Raw genomic sequence first — 19,829 nt, 5'->3', positions numbered from 1 at the left:
ATCACGAAAAAATGCTACCTTTGCATCAAGAAAAAAGAGTTATTTGAAAGCATGAGGAATATAGTGATTCTAAACAGCTTGGAATTTTCTTATCCGTTGCCAGTTCTCATGCGAGTTTTCTACAAAGCGTTGATAATCAAATAAGATACTTCAGATTACAACAAATATACGGAAAGAAACGAAAAGCCAAAAACATTTTTCAGCAGATTTTACCTTCATTTGCTTTTACAAAGCTGACAAACGATGTACAGAGGTATATCCAGCTATCGGTTTATTCGTACCAGTTTGTCAAGAGAAAGTAAAAGAAACAACAGCGTGCTGACGAAAAAAGGCGGGCAGGTTTTCTAATGTTTTTGTACAAAAAACAATAAAGTTTGTACAAAACAAAAAAGAATTTGTACAAAAAACAGGGGGAACGTCTTCGGAAATTTTTAAAGGGCGGGCAGGCATCGTGGAACAGATGCAGAGTCGTCGGGCAGGCCACCGCATACGCCCTCCCCGACGACTCTGTCGTTTGACCGAGAGAGAAGGGCGTATGAGGCCATGACCATTAATGATTTCGTACCAGATACAAGCTATGGTCAATACATGCCGGAAGCTCTTCCTTATAGTGTGTGACCATGATCAAGGTTTTGTCCTTACGCTTGCAGAAGGCTTCGATCACATCCTTCACCATACGGCGGTTGTGCATGTCAAGTCCGTGCAGCGGCTCGTCCAGAATGAGCAGTTCGGGATCCTTCACAAAGGCTCTTGCAAGCAGTACCATGCGTTGTTCGCCGCTGGAAAGTTGCAGGAAATTCCGGTCCTTCAATTCCTTTACGCCAAAGATATCCATCCACCATTCGCATACGGCACGGTCTTCTTCACGCGTTTTCTTATACAGCCCGATGGAATCATGCAACCCGCTTGCTACAATATCAATGGCAGGCAGGTTCTTCAGATAGGCACGGTGCATTTCCGGACTTACGTATCCGATGTGTTTCTTTATCTCCCAGATACTTTCTCCGCTGCCTCGTTTGCGCCCGAACAGGGATATATCGCAGGCATAACTCTGCGGATTGTCTGCGCAGACCAGACTGAGCAATGTCGACTTTCCGGCACCGTTATCGCCACTCAGTGCCCATTTTTCGCCGCAAAGTACCGTCCAGTCGAGATCTTTCAAGATGGTACGTTCTCCGTAACGGATGCTTACTTTGTTCAAATCGACAATGTGTTCGGCGTGATACAAGTTATCGGAATAAGGTAAATCGAGGATACGCTGATATTTTTCTTCGGGCAGTACATGGGCAGGCACCGTTTCGCGCACGGACAAATACTCCTGAAGCGTCATCTTCTTTCCGCAGGTGCGGTCGGCTACAGGAATAACATGGGTGATAAACGTCGGGATGTCGTCTGTTTTCGACAAGACCAATATGACCTGCAAAGGCGTTACTTCCGTCAGTTTACGCAACAAAGTATGCAGCAGGTCGCGTGTCTTGGCATCAAGCCCGATAAACGGATTATCCATAATCAGCACACGCGGATTGGTCAGCAGCGTTTTGGTAAGCTGGAACTTGCGCAGTTCCCCACTGGACAAAAGGATGATGTGCTTGTCGAGCATGGCTTCTACGCCAAACAGATCGTAAAGCACCTTCCGCAGTTCTTCATTCTTGCACGCAGGCAACAGGTCGCGCACCACGGGAGTTTCGTCCAAATCCTGCGAATTCCAGCGCTGTTGGTAATAATATGTCCCGTCGGCATCGCCATACGAATCGCGGAAAGTAATGTACTTGATATTGTCGCATACCAGATTCGAGTCGGAAGGAGAAAAATCATACTCCACTTCGTTCATCAAGAGCGGATAACGTCCGATTATGGTATCGACCAGCAAACTTTTGCCGGCCCCGTTCGCTCCTACGATAGCCACATGTTCTCCCTTGGCTATTTGTAGGTTGATCGGTTCTTTCAACCGATACAGAGGGTGTCTGGTCACCCCGTCTTTAATTGTAATGATATTTTGCATTGTTGTATATTACTGATGGATAATCATGGCCGACCGCGGGCTGACCGTAATCTGGTTTCCGGCAATGATTCCCAGTCCCAGCACCAGATCAATCTTTCCGTCTCGGCATGCTATCCAATATTTACCTTCGGGAATATTAACCTTTATCGGTTCTGTACGTGCATTCAGCACTACTATTGTATTCAGCCACTTATCTCCGCAGGGACTTCCCTTGATACGGAAAGCCACGACATTGGTGGCCGGTACATAAATAAACTCAAGATGCTTGCGAATCAGCTCAGGACTTCCCATACGGAAAGCCGGATGTGCCTTACGCATACTGATCAATCCTCTGACATAATCGAACACTTCACGGTACGTCGTCTTGTTCCGCCAGTCGATTGCATTGATTTTGTCCGGCTGATTATAGGAATTGGCAACTCCTTTTTTGTCGCGCAACAGTTCGTCGCCAGCAAAAATGAAAGGAACGCCCTGTGAAGTGAACACAGCCGTTTCCGCCAGTTTCTGTAACGCCTTCAGTTCCGGTATAGAAGCTCCGGGAAGTGTCACCTTCAACCGGTCGGTCAGACACAAATCGTCGTGGCAACTTACATAACTGATGAACTGAGAAGGAGTATTTGCCCATATCTTGGGTACACGGCGTACCGAATCGTTATTAATCTGCGGATGAGCGATTCCTCCTACAATACCGAACTTCACTCCTATTTCATGTCCCGGACGTCCGATTATGAAGGCACCCTTGTCGTCATTTCCGAACGGGCCGCGCAGACTGTCGCGGAACTCATCGCTGAAAGCTGCAATACCGGGCATCTGATAGATATTGTTTTTCATGGCAAGTTCGGCTTCAGGCAACTTTGGAGACTTCGATGCCCATCCTTCTCCATATATAAATATGGTAGGATCTATCGCATCGAGTGCCTTGCGGATTTCCTTCATGGTAACAATATCGTGTATCCCCATCAGGTCGAAGCGGAAGCCGTCAACATGATATTCCTGCGCCCAGTAGCATACCGACTCAATCATAAACTTACGCATCATAGCACGTTCGCTTGCCGTTTCGTTGCCGCATCCGGAAGCATCGGCAAACTTTCCGTCGTCTTCGTGACGGTAAAAATATCCGGGTACAGTACGTTCAAAATTACTTCCCCTCGTCAGTGCCGTATGATTATACACGACATCCATAATCACCCGGATGCCCGCCCGATGCAACGCCATTACCATCTGTTTAAACTCGCGGATGCGCACATCGGGTTTATACGGGTCGGTGGAATACGAACCTTCGGGAACATTATAATTCTTCGGATCATATCCCCAGTTATACTGCGGCTTGTTGAGCTTGGTCTCATCGACCGACGAGAAATCGAACGAAGGCAACAAATGTACATGAGTTATCCCCAGTTCTTTCAGATGGTCGATACCAGTTTTCTCTCCCAGATAAGTATGTGTACTGTCTTCTGTCAGAGCCAGAAACTTTCCACGATTCTTGATACCCGATATCGTATCGATAGAAAAGTCACGATGGTGCATTTCATAAATAATGATATCGGAGAAACTCTTCAGAGGCGGACGGGTATCCTTTTCCCACCCTTGTGGATTGGTTTCTTTCATGTCGACAATGGCAGCACGGTCGCCGTTCACACCTACAGCTTTCGCCATGAGACCGGGAGTATCTCCCTGCCACACATCGTCTATCTTTACATTGAATGTATAGAAGCGTCCTTTCAAGTCGCCGCTCACCACAGCCTGCCACATTCCGTCGGACGCCTGTTGCATGCCGATCATCCGGTAAGCTGCCCCTCCTTGTCCCTGTTCATATAACAGGACACGTACTTCCTGAGCCGTAGGAGCCCACAGAGAAAAGCGGGTTTCGGCCGATGAATATACCATTTCCTCCCATTTTCCCTCGTATACGGGGTAGTCGTCGAAGGAATCGTATGAACTTCGTTGGATAGGATTGCAGCCAACTGTCGTTGCAATGGTCAACATAGCTATAAGGTGTTTTACATTCATTGTTCTTTTATTTTTTCACTTTATCGGGGTTTTTCTGTATATAGTCTTTCCAACTGGAATAAGCTTTTGGCATAGACGGCCGCCCCATTTGCAGGTAATGACAATATGCAGCTCCCAACGCATCGGTAGCATCCATAAAAGGTCCCATCTCCGAATCGGGAATATGCAGCATGCGTTTCAGCATATCCGCAACCTGTTCCTTGCTGGCCTGACCGTTTCCGGTTATCGCCATCTTTATCTTCAGTGGAGCATACTCCGTAACGGGAATATCTCTGCACAAGGCTGCTACAATGGCAACACCCTGTGCTCGTCCCAGCTTCAGCATCGACTGAACGTTTTTCCCAAAGAAAGGAGCCTCGATGGCCAGTTCGTCGGGCAGATAAGAACTGATGATACCTTGCACCCGCTCGTAAATATGCTTCAGCTTCAGGTAGGGGTCACTGCATTTTCTCAGGTCGATTACTCCCAGCGTCATCACTTGTGGCTTTACTCCCGTTACTTTCAATACCCCATATCCCATGATGTTTGTACCGGGATCTATGCCCAGAATAATCTTTTCCTTTACGGGTTGTATCACCTGATTACCTCCATCAATGTAGGGAAACCAACAATTTTATCCTTGAACACTTTCATCATTTCTTCGTTCAGATGCGCTCCTTGCTTGGTATGCCAGTGATGAAGGGCAGCACTGTCTTCCACTTTCCACTGCAAGGAAAAGCATTCGCTGTCTTGTTCCTTATGACTTAATATTCGCAAGATACGGGGATTACGCAGTTCGCCCGACTTCTCTACCTCGGGAATATAATATTCATTCAACCAAATAACGAAGTTTCTCGCATCGTTTATCTCTACATGAAAAGTTGTATTATAAATCAACATACTTAATATATTAATGGTGTTTTTATCCGCAAAGTTAGTAATTATCGCCTATTATCGTTCCCGGCGGGGAAAATAATTCCGCGATTATACCAGTTGTTCGGGCAACTTTTATTACTTTTGCGCACATTAACACGATTAGTGTGCAATGAAACAATGGAAACAACAAACAGTTTAATACAACTTATAGAAGAAAGCATCCGTAAAAACTGGAATCTGGATGCAATGACAGACTACAAGGGAGCCACTCTACAATACAAAGATGTGGCACGCAAAATAGAAAAAATGCATATTCTGCTGGAACATGCAGGCATAAAGAGAGGAGATAAAATAGCACTTTGCGGCAGAAACAGTGCCAACTGGACTGCAACCTTTCTCGGTGTCATTACCTACGGAGCAGTGGCTGTACCCATCCTTCACGAATTTAAAGCAGATAACGTACATAATATAGTAAATCATTCAGAAGCTCGCATGCTGTTTGTGGGCGATCAGGTATGGGAGAACTTCAATGAAGCTGCTATGCCTCATCTGGAAGGTATCATCGAACTGAAGAATTTTGATCTGATAGTTTCACGTTCGGAACAACTGACTTATGCGCGTGAGCACTTGAATGAAGAGTTCGGCAAGCGCTATCCGTGCCGTTTCCGTGCGGAAAATGTTTCGTACCGCCGCGAAGGGGCTGAAGAACTGGCCGTCATCAATTATACTTCAGGCACGACAGGATATTCCAAAGGAGTAATGCTTCCTTATCGCAGTATTATATCAAACATCGAACATATCCATAAAAAAGTCAATCTGCATCCCGGCGACAATGTTGTATCAATGTTACCGTTGGGACATATTTTCGGTCTGGTTTTCGATTTTCTGTATGGCGTTACCGTAGGAGCACATCTGTGGTTCCTTACACGCATGCCTTCACCCAAAATCATCGCTGAGTCGTTTGCCGAAATCCGTCCGCGTGTCATTGCCTGTGTTCCGCTTATCGTCGAGAAGATTTTCAAGAAAAACATTCTGCCGAAAGTTGACAACAAGCTGGGTAAGCTGTTACTGAACCTGCCTATCATCAGCGACAAGATAAAGGAACAAATACGCATCCATGCAATGGAAGTATTCGGAGGAAACTTTATTGAGATTGTAATTGGCGGCGCACCCTTCAATCCGGAAGTGGAAGCCTTCTTACGAAAAATCAACTTTCCGTACACCATTGCTTATGGCATGACGGAAGCTGCTCCGCTTATCTGCCACAGCCGCTGGGATGAAATCTTATATACTTCGTGCGGAAAGACGGTTTCGAATATGGAAACAAAGGTTCTTTCCTCCGATCCGGAACGCATTCCGGGCGAACTGGTATGCCGGGGAATGAATGTCATGCTGGGCTACTACAAAAATGAAGAGGCTACGGCACAAGCTATCGACTGTGACGGCTGGCTGCACACCGGCGACATGGCTATAAAAGATGCAGAAGGAAATATCTTTATAAAGGGACGATGCAAGAACATGCTGCTGACTGCTTCGGGACAAAATATCTATCCGGAAGAGATAGAAGCCCGCTTGAACAACATGCCTTTCGTAAACGAATCGCTGGTTCTTCTATCCGGCGATAAGCTGATTGCGCTGGTTTATCCGGATAACGAAGAGGCCTTTGCTCAGGGCATGGACAAGAAAGCGCTGGAAGCTGCTATAGAAGTCAACCGCACAGAGCTTAACAAAATGCTCCCTGCCTACTCACAAATCACCCGCATCAAGCTCTACCCCGAAGAGTTTGAAAAGACGGCTAAGAAAAGCATCAAACGTTTCCTGTATCAGGACATCAAGGAATAATCATTCAAACGTGCCGACGTTTTCCTTTAAATCCGCCCGGATTTTACTTAAAACGTCGGCACGTTTTTTTACTTTCACTTGCTCTTTTCTCCATCTGTTATTTCTTTTTCCTATCTTTGTTTCTACGAACAGGAAACAATGTAAAAAAATGACAGACTATCCACAATTACTTGTCTACAAAGCTTCGGCAGGTTCAGGAAAAACATTCACCCTTGCCGTACAATATATCAAACAACTTATTGAAGACACGCATGCGTACCGACGTATTCTTGCCGTAACATTTACCAACAAAGCTACGGCCGAGATGAAAAAACGTATTCTGGAACAGCTCTTCGGACTTGCCTGCGGACTGAAAAGTTCGGACAGTTATCTGGCAGAGTTGTTGAAAGCGACGTCAAAAAGCGAAGCCGAGATACGCCGTGCAGCACGTGAAGCTCTGACAAACATCATCCACGACTATAGCCGATTCCGGATAGAAACCATCGACTCATTCTTTCAGTCGGTCATGCGTAACCTCGCCCGCGAACTGGAGCTGGGTGCCAATATGTCCATCGAACTGAACAATGCGGACGTACTTTCCGACGCGGTAGATGCCATGATTGAGAATTTGGACCGACGCTCGCCAGTACTTTACTGGTTATTGGAATACATAGAAGAACGTATTGCCGATGATAAACGATGGAATGTATCGAACGAAATCAAAGGATTCGGGCGAAACATTTTCGATGAAGGCTACGTGGAAAAAGGTGCCGGACTGAGGAAAAAGCTGGCCGACCCTTCTTTTATCCCGACATACCGTAAGCAATTACAAGATATCCGTACAGAGGCACTGGAAGAAATGAAAGGATTCAACGAGCAGTTCCTCGGCGTACTGGATGTAAACGGACTGACACCTACCGACCTGAAGAACGGTGCCCGAGGTATCGGAAGCTATTTCAATAAGATAGGCAACGGCTCTTTAGGAAGCGAAGTGCGCAACGCAACCGTAGAGAAATGTCTGGAAAGTGAGGACAACTGGACTACAAGAACTTCCGTTTACCGTGATACGATCCGTTCGCTGGCAGCCAGTGAGCTGATTCCCCTGCTGAAAACAGCAGAAGATTTCCGCCCCAAGAATAATATGCTGGTAAATTCCTGTGACCTTTCTCTGCGCTATCTGAACAACCTTCGTCTGCTTGCCAACATCGACGAAGAAGTACGTTTGCAAAATCAGATGCACAACCGTTTCCTGCTTTCGGACACCAATGCCCTGCTTCACGGACTGATTCGCGAAGGAGATGCTTCGTTTGTATACGAAAAGATCGGCACAACCATTGATACGGTTATGATTGACGAATTTCAGGACACCTCACGCATGCAGTGGGAAAACTTCCATTTGTTGCTCGAAGAAAGCCTTGCACAAAAGGAAGGCAGCCTCATCGTAGGCGATATCAAGCAGAGCATCTACCGCTGGAGAAACGGCGACTGGAAAATTCTTGCGGGACTGAACGCGGACAAGACCTTGCGCGTACGTGAATGTACGCTCGGAACCAACTGGCGAAGTGAGGCACGTATCATTCACTTCAACAACGAAATATTTACAGCAGCTTGCGAAGTGCTGAACAAGCGGTACGAAGAAGAAATGGAAGAGCCTTGCATCCAGCTCCAGCATGCCTACAGCGACGTGTGTCAGCAAACTGCAAAAAAGGAAGAAAAGGGCTACGTAAAACTATCCTTCCTCACCGACGAAAAAGAGCATCCGTATGCCGACACCATGCTGGAGAAACTGGCATCCGAAGTAGATTCTCTGATAACTCAGGGAGTACGCACAAACGATATTGCTATTTTGGTTCGTAAAAACAAAACCATTCCTGCCATTGCCGACTATTTCGACAAGCATACGCCTTACCGGATTGTATCGGACGAGGCTTTCCGTCTGGACGCTTCGCTTGCCATCTGCATGATGATAGATGGCTTGCGTTACCTTACTTCGCCCGACGACCGCATTGCTCAGGCAAGGCTTGCCGTAGCCTATCAACGCGAAGTACTGCAACAGAATATCGACTTAAATACAGTTTTACTGAATCAGATAGAGCATTATCTTCCGGCAGGCTTTGTCCTTCAGCAGGAAGAATTGAGATTAATGCCCTTGTACGAACTGCTGGAGAAACTATTTGTTCTGTTCGATATGCAACGTATCGAGAAACAAGATGCTTATATCTGCGCCTTCTACGATGCAGTGACAGAGTATATGCAGAATAACTCATCGGAACTGACGGCCTTTATCTCGTTCTGGGACGAGCGACTTCACGAAAAGACTATCCCTTCCGGAGAGATAGAAGGTATCCGGATTCTGTCTATCCATAAATCGAAAGGGCTGGAGTATCATACGGTTCTGATACCTTTCTGCGACTGGAAAATGGAGAACGAAACAAACAGTCACCTGATTTGGTGTTCGGTAGCAGGTACGGGAAAGAATACAGACCTCCCACCCTTCAACGAACTGGATATTGTTCCGGTCAACTATTCGGGAGCAATGGCCGAGTCGGTCTACCGCGACAGTTACCTGGAAGAGCGTCTTCAACTTTGGGTAGACAATCTGAATCTGCTGTATGTTGCCTTTACCCGTGCCTGCAAAAACCTCATTGTATGGGGAAAGGCCAAGCAGAAAGGAACCGTTTCCGAACTGCTTCTGGAAGCGTTGCCGCACATTAAGTTAACGATGAACGCTACTTCCAGCCGTGACATCGAGGCTCAGGAAGGTACCGATGAAGACGCTACCGATATATATGAATACGGAGAACTCTGCTTGTCGGAGGAAACAAAGAAAAAAGCAACGGAAAACCCGCTTGCCGTACAGCCCGAAAATATTCCGATACATATCGAATCGATAGAAACGGAAATAGAATTCAAACAGTCCAACCGCTCTGCCGACTTTATCCGAGGAGAGGAAGATGATGACGAAACGGGACGTTACATCCGTCAGGGACAACTTTTGCATAATCTTTTCGCCTCCATCCGGCAGGAAGGAGATTTGCCCCAAGCTATCGAACGACTGCGTTTCGAAGGAATACTGGAGTCGTCCGAACAGGAAAAACAAATTCAGAAGCTGGCTCAATGGGCACTGGGCAATCCGAAAGTGAAAGACTGGTATAGTGGAGAATGGGAACTGTACAATGAATGCAGCATTATCTATACCGATGAAGAGGGCGTCATGCAAACCCGTCGTCCGGACCGCGTCATGATGAAAAACGGACAAGTAGTGGTAGTAGACTTCAAGTTTGGCAAGCCCAAAGACGGTTACCGCCAGCAAGTCCGCGAATATATGAATCTTTTGTCCGCTATGGGATATGAACAGATAAGCGGATATCTGTGGTATGTATTCGCCAACGAACTGGAAGAGGTTAAATAAACGATAAAAGCCATCTGGATATATGGAAACATTTTTGAAACAAGTAGCACACGATTTATATAAAAAGACCGAAGGCGACTTCACAAAAGTAGCAATCGTATTCCCGAACAAGCGTGCAAGCCTGTTCTTCAATGAATATCTGGCTCAGGAAAGCGACCGTCCTATCTGGTCGCCCACCTACGTCAGCATCAGCGAATTGTTCCGTCAGTCGTCCGACTTAACTATTGCCGACCCGATAAAACTGGTCTGCGACCTTTACAAAGTTTTTCAGAAGGCCACCGGAAGCAAAGAAACACTCGATGATTTCTACTTCTGGGGAGAGATGCTTATCGCCGATTTCGACGACGCAGACAAGAACATGGCCGATACAAAAGCGCTCTTCAGCAACCTGAAAGACTTGAATGAACTGATGGATAACTACGATTTTCTGGAGGAAGGACAAAAGGAAGCGCTGAGTCAGTTCTTCCACAATTTTTCCATCGACCAGGTAACAGAACTGAAGCAACGTTTCATCTCTCTATGGGATGTGCTGGGCGACATCTATACGGAATACAAGACACTGCTGGAAAGCCAGTCGGTTGCATACGAAGGAATGCTGTACCGACAGGTAATAGAACAACTGGATGTGGAAACTCTCCCCTACAACAAATATATATTTGTAGGATTTAATGTACTGAATAAGGTAGAACATACTCTGTTCAAAAAACTGAATGAAGCCGGAAAGGCTCTGTTTTACTGGGATTACGATACATTTTACCTCAACAAGATACCTCACGAAGCCGGAGAATTTATCCGCCGCAACCTGCGGGATTTTCCGTCGGAACTGCCAGTTTCCTGCTTCAACAACCTGAGCCAGCCTAAAGATATAACCTTCATTGAATCACCGACCGAGAACGGACAAGTACGATATTTGCCCCAATGGATTCGGGAAAACCTTACCCCAGAGGAGAAAGAAACGGCCGTTGTTCTATGCAACGAAGCACTGCTTCAGCCCGTGCTGCATTCTTTGCCGGACAATGTGAAGCATATCAATATCACAATGGGCTTTCCGCTTTCGCAGACTCCCGCATACAGTTTCGTCAATGCCTTGTTGGAACTTCATACTTCGGGTTATAATCCAAACAACGGACGCTATTTGTTTGCGGAAGTTATCAGTGTACTGAAGCATCCGTATACCCGCCAGTTGTCACCCGAAGCCGAGAAACTGGAACAAATTCTCACCCGCGACAACCGTTTCTACCCGCTCCCTTCGGAACTGAAACAAGACGAAGTACTGGAACTGTTGTTTACTCCGCGTAGAAACAACCTCGACCTATGCTGCATGCTGTCGGAAGCTTTGAAGGAAGTAGCCGTAATTTACCAGCAACAGGCAGCCTCACATTCCGATGCATTCGACCAACTGTACCGTGAATCATTATTCAAAACCTATACATTGGTCAACCGCTTCCACACACTGATTGAGAGCAAGGAACTGAATGTACAGGCAGGTACCTTCCAGCGCTTGCTCACCCGTGTCATGTCTTCATCGAGCATTCCTTTTCACGGAGAGCCAGCTATCGGTATGCAAGTCATGGGTGTACTGGAAACACGTAACCTCGACTTCCGTCATCTCATCCTGCTTTCCGTCAACGAAGGGCAGTTGCCTAAAGCAGGAGGTGATTCCTCTTTCATCCCTTACAACTTACGAAAGGCTTTTGGCATGACGACCATCGACCATAAAATAGCCGTTTATGCTTATTATTTCTATCGTTTGCTGCAACGAGCCGAGAAGGTAACGCTGGTATACAATACCGCTACCGACGGTATCAACCGCGGAGAGCTATCACGCTTCATGCTCCAGTTCCTGATAGAATGGGGACATCCCATACAGCGTAAGCAACTGGAAGCTGAGCAGTCCCCGCAGGGTTCTACCCCTATAACCATCGAGAAAACGCCCGATATCATGGAGCGAATGAAGAAGGTATTCGACCTTCAGAGTAACCCGAAGGCTATCATTTCGCCATCGGCCCTGAACTGTTACCTCGACTGCCCGCTGAAATTCTACTATAAATATGTAGCACAACTCAGCGCCCCCGACGAAGTTACCGCCGACATCGACTCAGCCAAGTTCGGTAGTATCTTCCATTATGCAGCAGAACATATCTACAAAGACCTTACAGCACACGGAAAACTGATAACCGAAGAGGACCTTAATGCACTGCTGAAAGATGAAGTCCGCCTGCAAACCTATGTAGACAATGGATTCAAGGAGCTGTTCTTCAATCTGCCACTGGATGAACAACCCGAATATAACGGCATTCAACTTATCAATTCAGCCGTTATCCTGAAGTATATCCAGCAGCTTCTCCGGAACGATTTGGGACATACCCCATTCACCTTCGTGGGGTCCGAACGCCCCGTTTTCGAGCAGGTCAGCATACAATGTCCGAATGGAACAATCCAGTCGCGCATAGGAGGTATCATCGACCGTATAGATACAAAAGACGGAACCCTGCGGATTGTGGACTATAAGACAGGAGGAAATGCTGATATTCCTGCTAACATCGCTTCGCTCTTTATCCCAGATAAAAAGCGCTCGAACTATGTTTTCCAAACTTTTCTTTATGCATCTATTGTCTGCAAGATATTGAGAGAGAAAAACGACGACCGACGGGTAGCCCCCGCCTTGCTATATATTCATCGGGCTGCTTCGGAAAATTATTCTCCGATTATCCAGATAGGAGAACCCCGCAAGCCGAAAGAATCTGTAGAAGATTTTGCGAAATACGAAGAAGAGTTCCGGAAACACCTGAATGAATTACTGGAAACAATCTTCAATCCCCATGTTTCTTTCACCCAGACCGATATAGAAGACAAATGCGCCTATTGTGATTTCAAGGCACTTTGTAAGAAATAAAGACAGATTCAGTGGCAGGGAATTTTGGCATTCCCTATAGGACGCCGAAATTCCCTGCCGCTATTTAAAAGTCTAAATTATCATAGAAAAAAAAATAAAACCTGCATGAATTAGATTTTATTCTATTTATCTTCACCGCGCTAAACTAATACTACAATGAACAAACTATTATTCATCCCTATTGCCGTATGCGGCGTCAGTCAATATGTCAACGCCCAGTCCCCTCAATCTCCCAACATTGTTCTTATTCTTTGCGATGACATGGGTTTTTCCGACTTAGGATGTTACGGAAGTGAAATCCAGACGCCGAATATAGATAAGCTTGCTCAGGAAGGAGTACGCTTCAGTCAATTTAAAAACACTGGACGAAGCTGTCCAAGCCGGGCTGCTCTGCTGACAGGCAGATACCAGCATGAAGTGGGAATGGGCTGGATGGCTGAAGTGGACGAACACCGTCCCGGTTACAGAGGACAATTAGATAAAGCATATCCGACCATCGCCGAAGTGATGAAAGCCGGCGGATACTCCACATACATGAGCGGAAAATGGCACGTAACGACAACTGGCGGCTACGATGCTCCTAACGGAAGTTATCCTGTACAACGAGGTTTCGACAAATACTATGGCTGCCTGCATGGAGGAGGAAGTTACTACAAACCCAATCCGGTCTACAATAATCTGGAAAAAATCACCGATTTTCCCGATGACTATTATTACACCAAAGCCATCACCGACTCGGCCGTTAGCTTTGTACATGCGCACGATAGTCGGAAACCGATGTTCTTATACGTAGCCCATTATGCGCCTCACCTGCCACTGCAAGCACCAGCCGAATATGTAAAAAAGTGCGTCGACCGTTATAAAGCAGGATATGATGTCTTACGCAAGCAACGATTCGAAAAGCAAAAGAGCATCGGACTGATACCCGATAGTCTGGAACTTCCGATATTCAACAAAGAATTTGGCGGCAAACGTCCGGCATGGGAAGACCTGACGCCTCAGCAACAGGAGAAATGGATAAACGATATGGCCACCTATGCTGCCATGATTGAAATCATGGACGAAGGCATCGGCAAGCTGGTCGACGAAATAAAGAAGAAAGGAATGTACGAGAATACCGTCTTTCTCTTCCTGAGCGACAATGGTGCTACCGATGAAGGCGGATTCATCGGACAATTAATGTCTGACTTATCGAATACGCCTTATCGGAGTTATAAGAAGTGGGTTTTCCAAGGAGGTACCAGTACTCCGTTCATCCTTACCTATGGCGACAAGAAGAAAAATAAGATGAAAGGGGAAATCTGTCACCAGCCTGCACATATCATCGATGTCATGCCAACATGCATGGCTTTGGGAAAGGTAACATACCCCAAGACGTTTGCTCATGCTGACCTGCCGGGAACCAGCCTGCTTCCAGCTTCACAAGGAAAAACTCTTGAGCCAAGAACTTTATATTTCGAACATCAAAGTTCCTGCGCCATTATAGATGGCAACTGGAAATTGGTAAAAGCCGACAGAGACAGCCAATGGGAACTGATCAATCTAGCTACTGATCCATTCGAAACCAATGATCTTGCAGAAAAATACCCCGAAAAAGTAGAAGAACTAGAGGCTAAATGGATCGACTGGGCCAACACCCATAAAGTCTTTCCTCTGGAAAACCGGAAATGGACAGAACGAATCAATTTCTATCACAAGAAGAACCCTTATCAGAAAGGAAATCAGTAACAACTTCCATCGGCATATAAAAGCCCATCCAGTACGAAGCAGAAAAGACAAATCGTGCAGACCTGAAAGCCTGCACGATTTGTTTTTTTCTGATACCTCTTTCCGTATCTTATAATGTAGAAAAAGAAAAACTGTCTTTAAGACAAGCCTTCTATTTCACCATTTACTATATCAATATGCAATGCCTGCGGTTCTTTCGGCAGTCCCGGCATACGCATTATTTCACCGGCAATAATAACCAGCATCTCAGCTCCAGCATTCAATACAATATCACGCACATGGAATTCAAAATCTTTCACTACTCCATACAGTTTCGGATCGGTAGAGAATGAATATTGTGTCTTAGCGATACAGATAGGGAAATGTCCGTAACCAAGCTCTTGAATACGTTTCAGTTTCTTTCTGGCTGCTGCACTATAAGTAATCATATTGGCGCCATACAAGTTGCATGCTACCTTCGAAATCTTTTCTTCTACAGAATCATCGTCACTGTATGCCAGACGTAACGGTTCTGAAGGCTGTTTTTCGATGGTATCTACTACCAAGTTAGCCAGTTCTACTGCTCCAGCACCACCTTCTACAAAGGCATTGTTCACGGCAAAGCCTACTCCCAGTTCCGCACAATGCTGACGAACCAGATCAATTTCTTCTTCCGTATCGTTTGCATAACGGTTGAAAGCAACAACTACCGTCTGACCGAAAGAACGAAGGTTCTCGATATGCTTGTCGAGATTTGCCAGTCCCTTTACCAGTCCCTCTGCATTCGGTTCCTTTATCTGGTCAAGACTTACACCGCCATGCATTTTCAGTCCCTGTGCAGTCGCTACGATAACAGTCAGCTTAGGCTGCAATCCCGACTTGCGGCATTTGATATCATAGAATTTTTCAGCACCCAGATCAGCACCGAATCCAGCTTCCGTAATCACATAGTCACCGAAAGTCATGGCCAGTTTGGTAGCCATTACCGAATTACATCCATGAGCAATGTTAGCAAACGGACCACCATGTACGAAAGCAGCCGTATGTTCCGTAGTCTGAACCAAGTTCGGAGCAATCGCATCCTTCAGCAATACAGTAATCGCCCCTGCTACACCCAGATCTTTTACGGTAAAAGGTTTGTTGTCGATTGTGAAGCCCAGCAAAATATTCTCGATACGGCGACGCAGATCGTCTTCATCCTTTGCCAGACAGAGAATAGCCATAATTTCCGAAGCCGGTGTAATATCGAAGCTCGACTCACGAGTGATACCGTTCGATTTGCCGCCCAGTCCGGTAATGATATAACGCAATCCACGGTCGTTCACATCAAGCACACGGTTCCACAACACCTCTTTCAGTGCAAAACCGTTATCCTGATTCTGATACATATAGTTGTCCAGCAAAGCAGCAATCATGTTGTGTGCCGAAGTGATCGCATGAAAATCGCCTGTAAAGTGCAGGTTAATCTTATCCATCGGCAATACCTGAGCATATCCGCCTCCGGCAGCTCCACCCTTCATACCAAAGCAAGGGCCCAGTGAAGGCTCGCGAAGGGCACAGATTGCCTTCTTTCCGATACGAGTCAAGCCCAGTGCCAGACCAATTGACACGGTAGTTTTTCCGATACCCGCCTTGGTCGGTGTAATAGCCGTCACCAGAATAAGGTTGCTGTTCTTTACTTTTTCCTCATCGATCAAAGTTTCTGGAACTTTTGCGATATAACGTCCATAATTATGGATTTCTTCTACAGGTATATCATAATCACGTGCTACCTGCTTAATCTTTGTCAGTTCAATACTGCGCGCTATTTCGATATCTGATTTCATAGTGATTTTGAAAATGAGAGCGCAAAGATAAGAAAAATTCCATAACTTTGCAGTATCACGTTTCACGAATAGAAACACTCTAACACAATAAAAATCAAATTAAAGAAAAAGGAGCTAAATTTATGAATAATTTCACCTTTTACAGCCCGACTGAATTTGTATTCGGAAGAGCAACAGAAACACAAACAGGAACATTGGTCAGAAAATATCACGGCACGAAGGCCTTAATTGTGTATGGAGGCGGCTCGGTAGTACGAAGCGGACTGCTGGACAAGGTAAAGCACTCGCTGGATGAGGCAAAAGTCGCTTATGCCGAACTGGGAGGTGTACAGCCTAATCCTACCGACCCGAAAGTATACGAAGGCATCGAGCTGGGACGCAAGGAACAAGTTGACTTCATACTGCCGGTAGGTGGAGGTTCTGTTATCGATACAGCAAAGGCTATTGCCATAGGTATTCCTTACGAAGGCGACTTCTGGGACTTTTTCATCGGCAAATCCGTGCCTCAGGCGGGACTGCCCATCGGGGTGGTACTGACAATTCCCGCAGCGGGAAGTGAAGGCTCCGGCAATGCCGTTATTACCAAACTCGACGGCTTGAGAAAACTGGGTCTACACACTCCCGCTATCCTCCGTCCGGCTTTTGCCGTCATGAATCCGGAACTTACTTATACTCTGCCCGCCTGGCAGACAGCCAGCGGCATCACCGACATGATGGCACACATCATGGAACGTTACTTCAGCAATACTCCGGGAGTAGAAATAGCCGACCGCATGTGTGAAGGTGTACTGAAAGCAATCATTACCGAAGCACCTCGCGTAATGGCAGAACCGGAGAATTACGATGCACGCGCCAACATCATGTGGGCGGGAACCGTAGCACACAACGGTACCTGCGGAGTAGGCTGCGAAGAAGACTGGGCCTCACACGGTCTGGAACACGAAATCAGTGCCATTTACAATGTAACCCACGGTGCCGGACTGGCTGTTATTTTCCCGGCATGGCTGACTTATGCAGCGAAACACAATGCGGGGAAGGTGGCTCAATTTGCAACTCGTGTATGGGACGTGCCGGCATCGGATGACTTGCAAGCAGTTGCACTGGAAGGTATTTCACGCTTCAAGGCTTTCCTGCATAGCATCGGTATGCCTGTTTCCTTCAAGGAACTGGGTATAGAACATCCCGACATCGACTTGCTGGTAAGAAAATTCCACGAAGACAAAGGTCAGATAGCAGGCAATTATGTACGTCTTGACAGTCGGGCAAGCCGCGAAATCTATGAGATAGCCAACCGATAACCGCTTCCGAAAGGCTTTCTATATCCTATATATCAGACGGATTAATCATTGTTCAATACAAGTTCAGTGTTAATCCGCCTGTTTTTTGCTTCATCATTCACATAAATAAATTTATACCTATCAGTAAATACATCTACATTATGGAATTCAACAACACTCAAGTCCGCCGTCAGGACAGACTGCTGAACGAAACCCGTTCATTCGAAATACTGAAAGAAGGAGAATACGGAATACTTTCCATGCGCACCGAAAACGGCGACGGCGCTTATGGAATCCCCCTCAGCTATGTATGGGACAGAGGAAACTCCATCTACATACACTGTGCCCCGGTAGGCAGAAAGCTGACCTGCATTGACGCCTGTCCCAACGTATCATTCTGCGTGATAGGACGTACCAAAGTCATCCCCGGAGAATTTACGACAGCCTACGAAAGCATCGTACTCCGCTGTACGGCACACCACGGCCTTCACGAAGCCGAACGCATGTCGGCTCTTTCCCTGTTTCTGAGCAAATACTGCCCCGATGACAAGATAAAAGGGATGAAATATGCCGAGAAATCATTCCACCGTACAGAGATTATCCGCCTCGACATTGAAGAAATCAGCGGCAAAAGCAAGAACCGTTTCTAACACCATCCAAGCCAAGCATGAAGTCAACAACAAGCTATACTTATAAAGAAATATGGCTGATAGCCTATCCCATTCTGATCAGCCTGCTCATGGAACAAATGATCGGCATCACCGATACAGCCTTTCTCGGACGCGTAGGCGAAATCGAGCTGGGAGCTTCTGCCATAGCAGGCGTATACTATCTGGCTATTTTTATGATCGGATTCGGATTTACCATCGGTTCTCAGATACTGATAGCCCGCCGCAACGGAGAAGGCAACTACCGTGCCATCGGAAACATTTTCTATCAGGGCATTTACTTCCTCATGCTGATGAGTCTGGTAATATTTACACTCTCTCAACTCTTTTCAGAGCAAATACTGGGTGTGCTGGTCGCTTCCGACCACATTGTCGGAGCAGCCACCGACTATATCCGCTGGCGAGTATACGGATTTTTCTTTTCCTTTATAGGTGCCATGTTCAGAGCTTTCTTTGTCGGAACCACACAAACCCGCACACTCACGCTGAACTCTGTTGACATGGTACTGGCAAACATAGTATTCAACTACACGTTGATATTCGGCAAATTTGGCTTTCCTGCCATGGGAATTGCCGGAGCTGCTATTGGTTCATCACTTGCCGAACTGGTATCGGTGCTGTTCTTCATCGGATATACATACAAAAAGATCGACTTCCGCAAGTACGGACTGAATCATATTCCGGGTTTTCGCACCCGTGAACTGTCGCAAATCATGCACATTTCACTATGGACCATGGTACAGAACTTTATTTCACTTTCCACCTGGTTCCTGTTCTTTATCTTTATCGAACACCTTGGAGAACGTCCGCTTGCCATATCCAATATCATACGCAGCGTATCGAGTGTCCCGTTTATGACGGTCACCGCCTTCGCCTCGACTTGCAGTTCCCTGGTCAGCAACCAGATAGGAGCCGGACACAGCCGTCAGGTTCCCGCCCTGATCAGTCAGCACATCCGGCTGTGTGCCTGCATCGTGATCCCGATGGTCGGACTTATCTCCCTGTTCCCTTCACCGGTACTGCGCATTTATACCGATATCCCCGACCTGATAAATGCCAGCATTCCCACCCTGTGGGTACTGTGTTCCACTTATCTGGTCAGCATCCCCGGCTTCATTTATTTCCAGTCGGTATCCGGAACAGGCAATACCCGTGCTGCCTTCATCCTCGAAATGATAGCACTTGCCCTGTACATCATCTACATTCTGATTGTCATCATGGGCATGAAAGCCGATGTAGCCGTATGCTGGACTGCCGAGCATCTGTATGCCGTGTGCATAGGAGTAGCCAGTTATCTGTATATCAAAAAGTTCAACTGGCAGCATAAACGTATCTAAGGAATTCCCCTATTGCAA

Annotated in this window: 12 protein-coding genes; 7 read left to right on the top strand and 5 right to left on the bottom strand. The window is 46.5% G+C overall.

The window, feature by feature from the left end; genetic code table 11:
- Positions 1-550: 550 nt before the first annotated feature.
- Genes ACZM60_RS07550 through ACZM60_RS07535 form a run of 4 tightly spaced genes read right to left on the bottom strand, consistent with a single transcriptional unit; the run spans position 551 to position 4,891 of the window.
- A complete protein-coding gene (locus ACZM60_RS07550; RefSeq protein ID WP_021971001.1) occupies positions 551-2,002 on the bottom strand; it encodes an ATP-binding cassette domain-containing protein in 1,452 nt (483 codons plus the stop codon).
- Between the two features lie 9 nt (positions 2,003-2,011).
- Positions 2,012-4,012, bottom strand: a complete 2,001-nt coding sequence (gene pulA, locus ACZM60_RS07545) for a type I pullulanase (protein ID WP_021971000.1) — start codon at positions 4,010-4,012, stop codon at positions 2,012-2,014.
- Positions 4,013-4,019: 7 nt separating this feature from the next.
- Entirely contained in the window at positions 4,020-4,589 is a 570-nt protein-coding gene (gene ruvC, locus ACZM60_RS07540; RefSeq protein WP_021970999.1) for a crossover junction endodeoxyribonuclease RuvC, read from the bottom strand.
- Complete coding sequence (locus ACZM60_RS07535; RefSeq protein WP_489521190.1) at positions 4,586-4,891, bottom strand: DUF4286 family protein; 306 nt, start codon at positions 4,889-4,891, stop codon at positions 4,586-4,588. The genes ruvC and ACZM60_RS07535 overlap by 4 nt, the downstream gene beginning before the upstream one ends.
- Positions 4,892-5,044: 153 nt before the next feature.
- On the opposite strand from ACZM60_RS07535, the gene ACZM60_RS07530 reads away from it, so the two are divergent.
- The 4 genes from ACZM60_RS07530 to ACZM60_RS07515 all read left to right on the top strand — a co-directional run bounded on the left by ACZM60_RS07530 (position 5,045) and on the right by ACZM60_RS07515 (position 14,724).
- Positions 5,045-6,709, top strand: coding sequence for an AMP-binding protein (locus ACZM60_RS07530; RefSeq protein WP_489521189.1), 1,665 nt, complete (start codon positions 5,045-5,047; stop codon positions 6,707-6,709).
- A 148-nt stretch (positions 6,710-6,857) separates the two neighbouring features.
- Entirely contained in the window at positions 6,858-10,100 is a 3,243-nt protein-coding gene (locus ACZM60_RS07525; RefSeq protein WP_489521188.1) for a UvrD-helicase domain-containing protein, read from the top strand.
- Positions 10,101-10,122: 22 nt separating this feature from the next.
- On the top strand, positions 10,123-12,996 hold the full coding sequence (locus ACZM60_RS07520) for a PD-(D/E)XK nuclease family protein (RefSeq protein ID WP_489521187.1): 2,874 nt from the start codon (positions 10,123-10,125) through the stop codon (positions 12,994-12,996).
- Between the two features lie 156 nt (positions 12,997-13,152).
- The gene (locus tag ACZM60_RS07515) at positions 13,153-14,724 is read left to right on the top strand and encodes an arylsulfatase (RefSeq protein ID WP_489521186.1); all 1,572 of its coding nucleotides are present in this window, start codon (positions 13,153-13,155) and stop codon (positions 14,722-14,724) included.
- Between the two features lie 137 nt (positions 14,725-14,861).
- Here ACZM60_RS07515 and ACZM60_RS07510 read toward each other — a convergent pair whose 3' ends face one another.
- On the bottom strand, positions 14,862-16,529 hold the full coding sequence (locus ACZM60_RS07510) for a formate--tetrahydrofolate ligase (protein ID WP_489521185.1): 1,668 nt from the start codon (positions 16,527-16,529) through the stop codon (positions 14,862-14,864).
- 122 nt (positions 16,530-16,651) lie between these two features.
- On the opposite strand from ACZM60_RS07510, the gene ACZM60_RS07505 reads away from it, so the two are divergent.
- The 3 genes from ACZM60_RS07505 to ACZM60_RS07495 all read left to right on the top strand — a co-directional run bounded on the left by ACZM60_RS07505 (position 16,652) and on the right by ACZM60_RS07495 (position 19,811).
- On the top strand, positions 16,652-17,827 hold the full coding sequence (locus tag ACZM60_RS07505) for an iron-containing alcohol dehydrogenase (RefSeq protein WP_489521184.1): 1,176 nt from the start codon (positions 16,652-16,654) through the stop codon (positions 17,825-17,827).
- Positions 17,828-17,967: 140 nt separating this feature from the next.
- A complete protein-coding gene (locus tag ACZM60_RS07500; RefSeq protein WP_489521183.1) occupies positions 17,968-18,456 on the top strand; it encodes a pyridoxamine 5'-phosphate oxidase family protein in 489 nt (162 codons plus the stop codon).
- Positions 18,457-18,473: 17 nt separating this feature from the next.
- Positions 18,474-19,811: an MATE family efflux transporter gene (locus ACZM60_RS07495; protein ID WP_489521182.1), complete on the top strand. Its 1,338-nt coding sequence runs from the start codon at positions 18,474-18,476 to the stop codon at positions 19,809-19,811.
- Positions 19,812-19,829: the final 18 nt, after the last annotated feature.

It is taken from the genome of Phocaeicola sp., assembly GCF_057861905.1.
The sequence above is the reverse complement of the archived record's forward strand: the minus strand, read 5'-3'. Positions and strand labels throughout refer to the sequence as shown.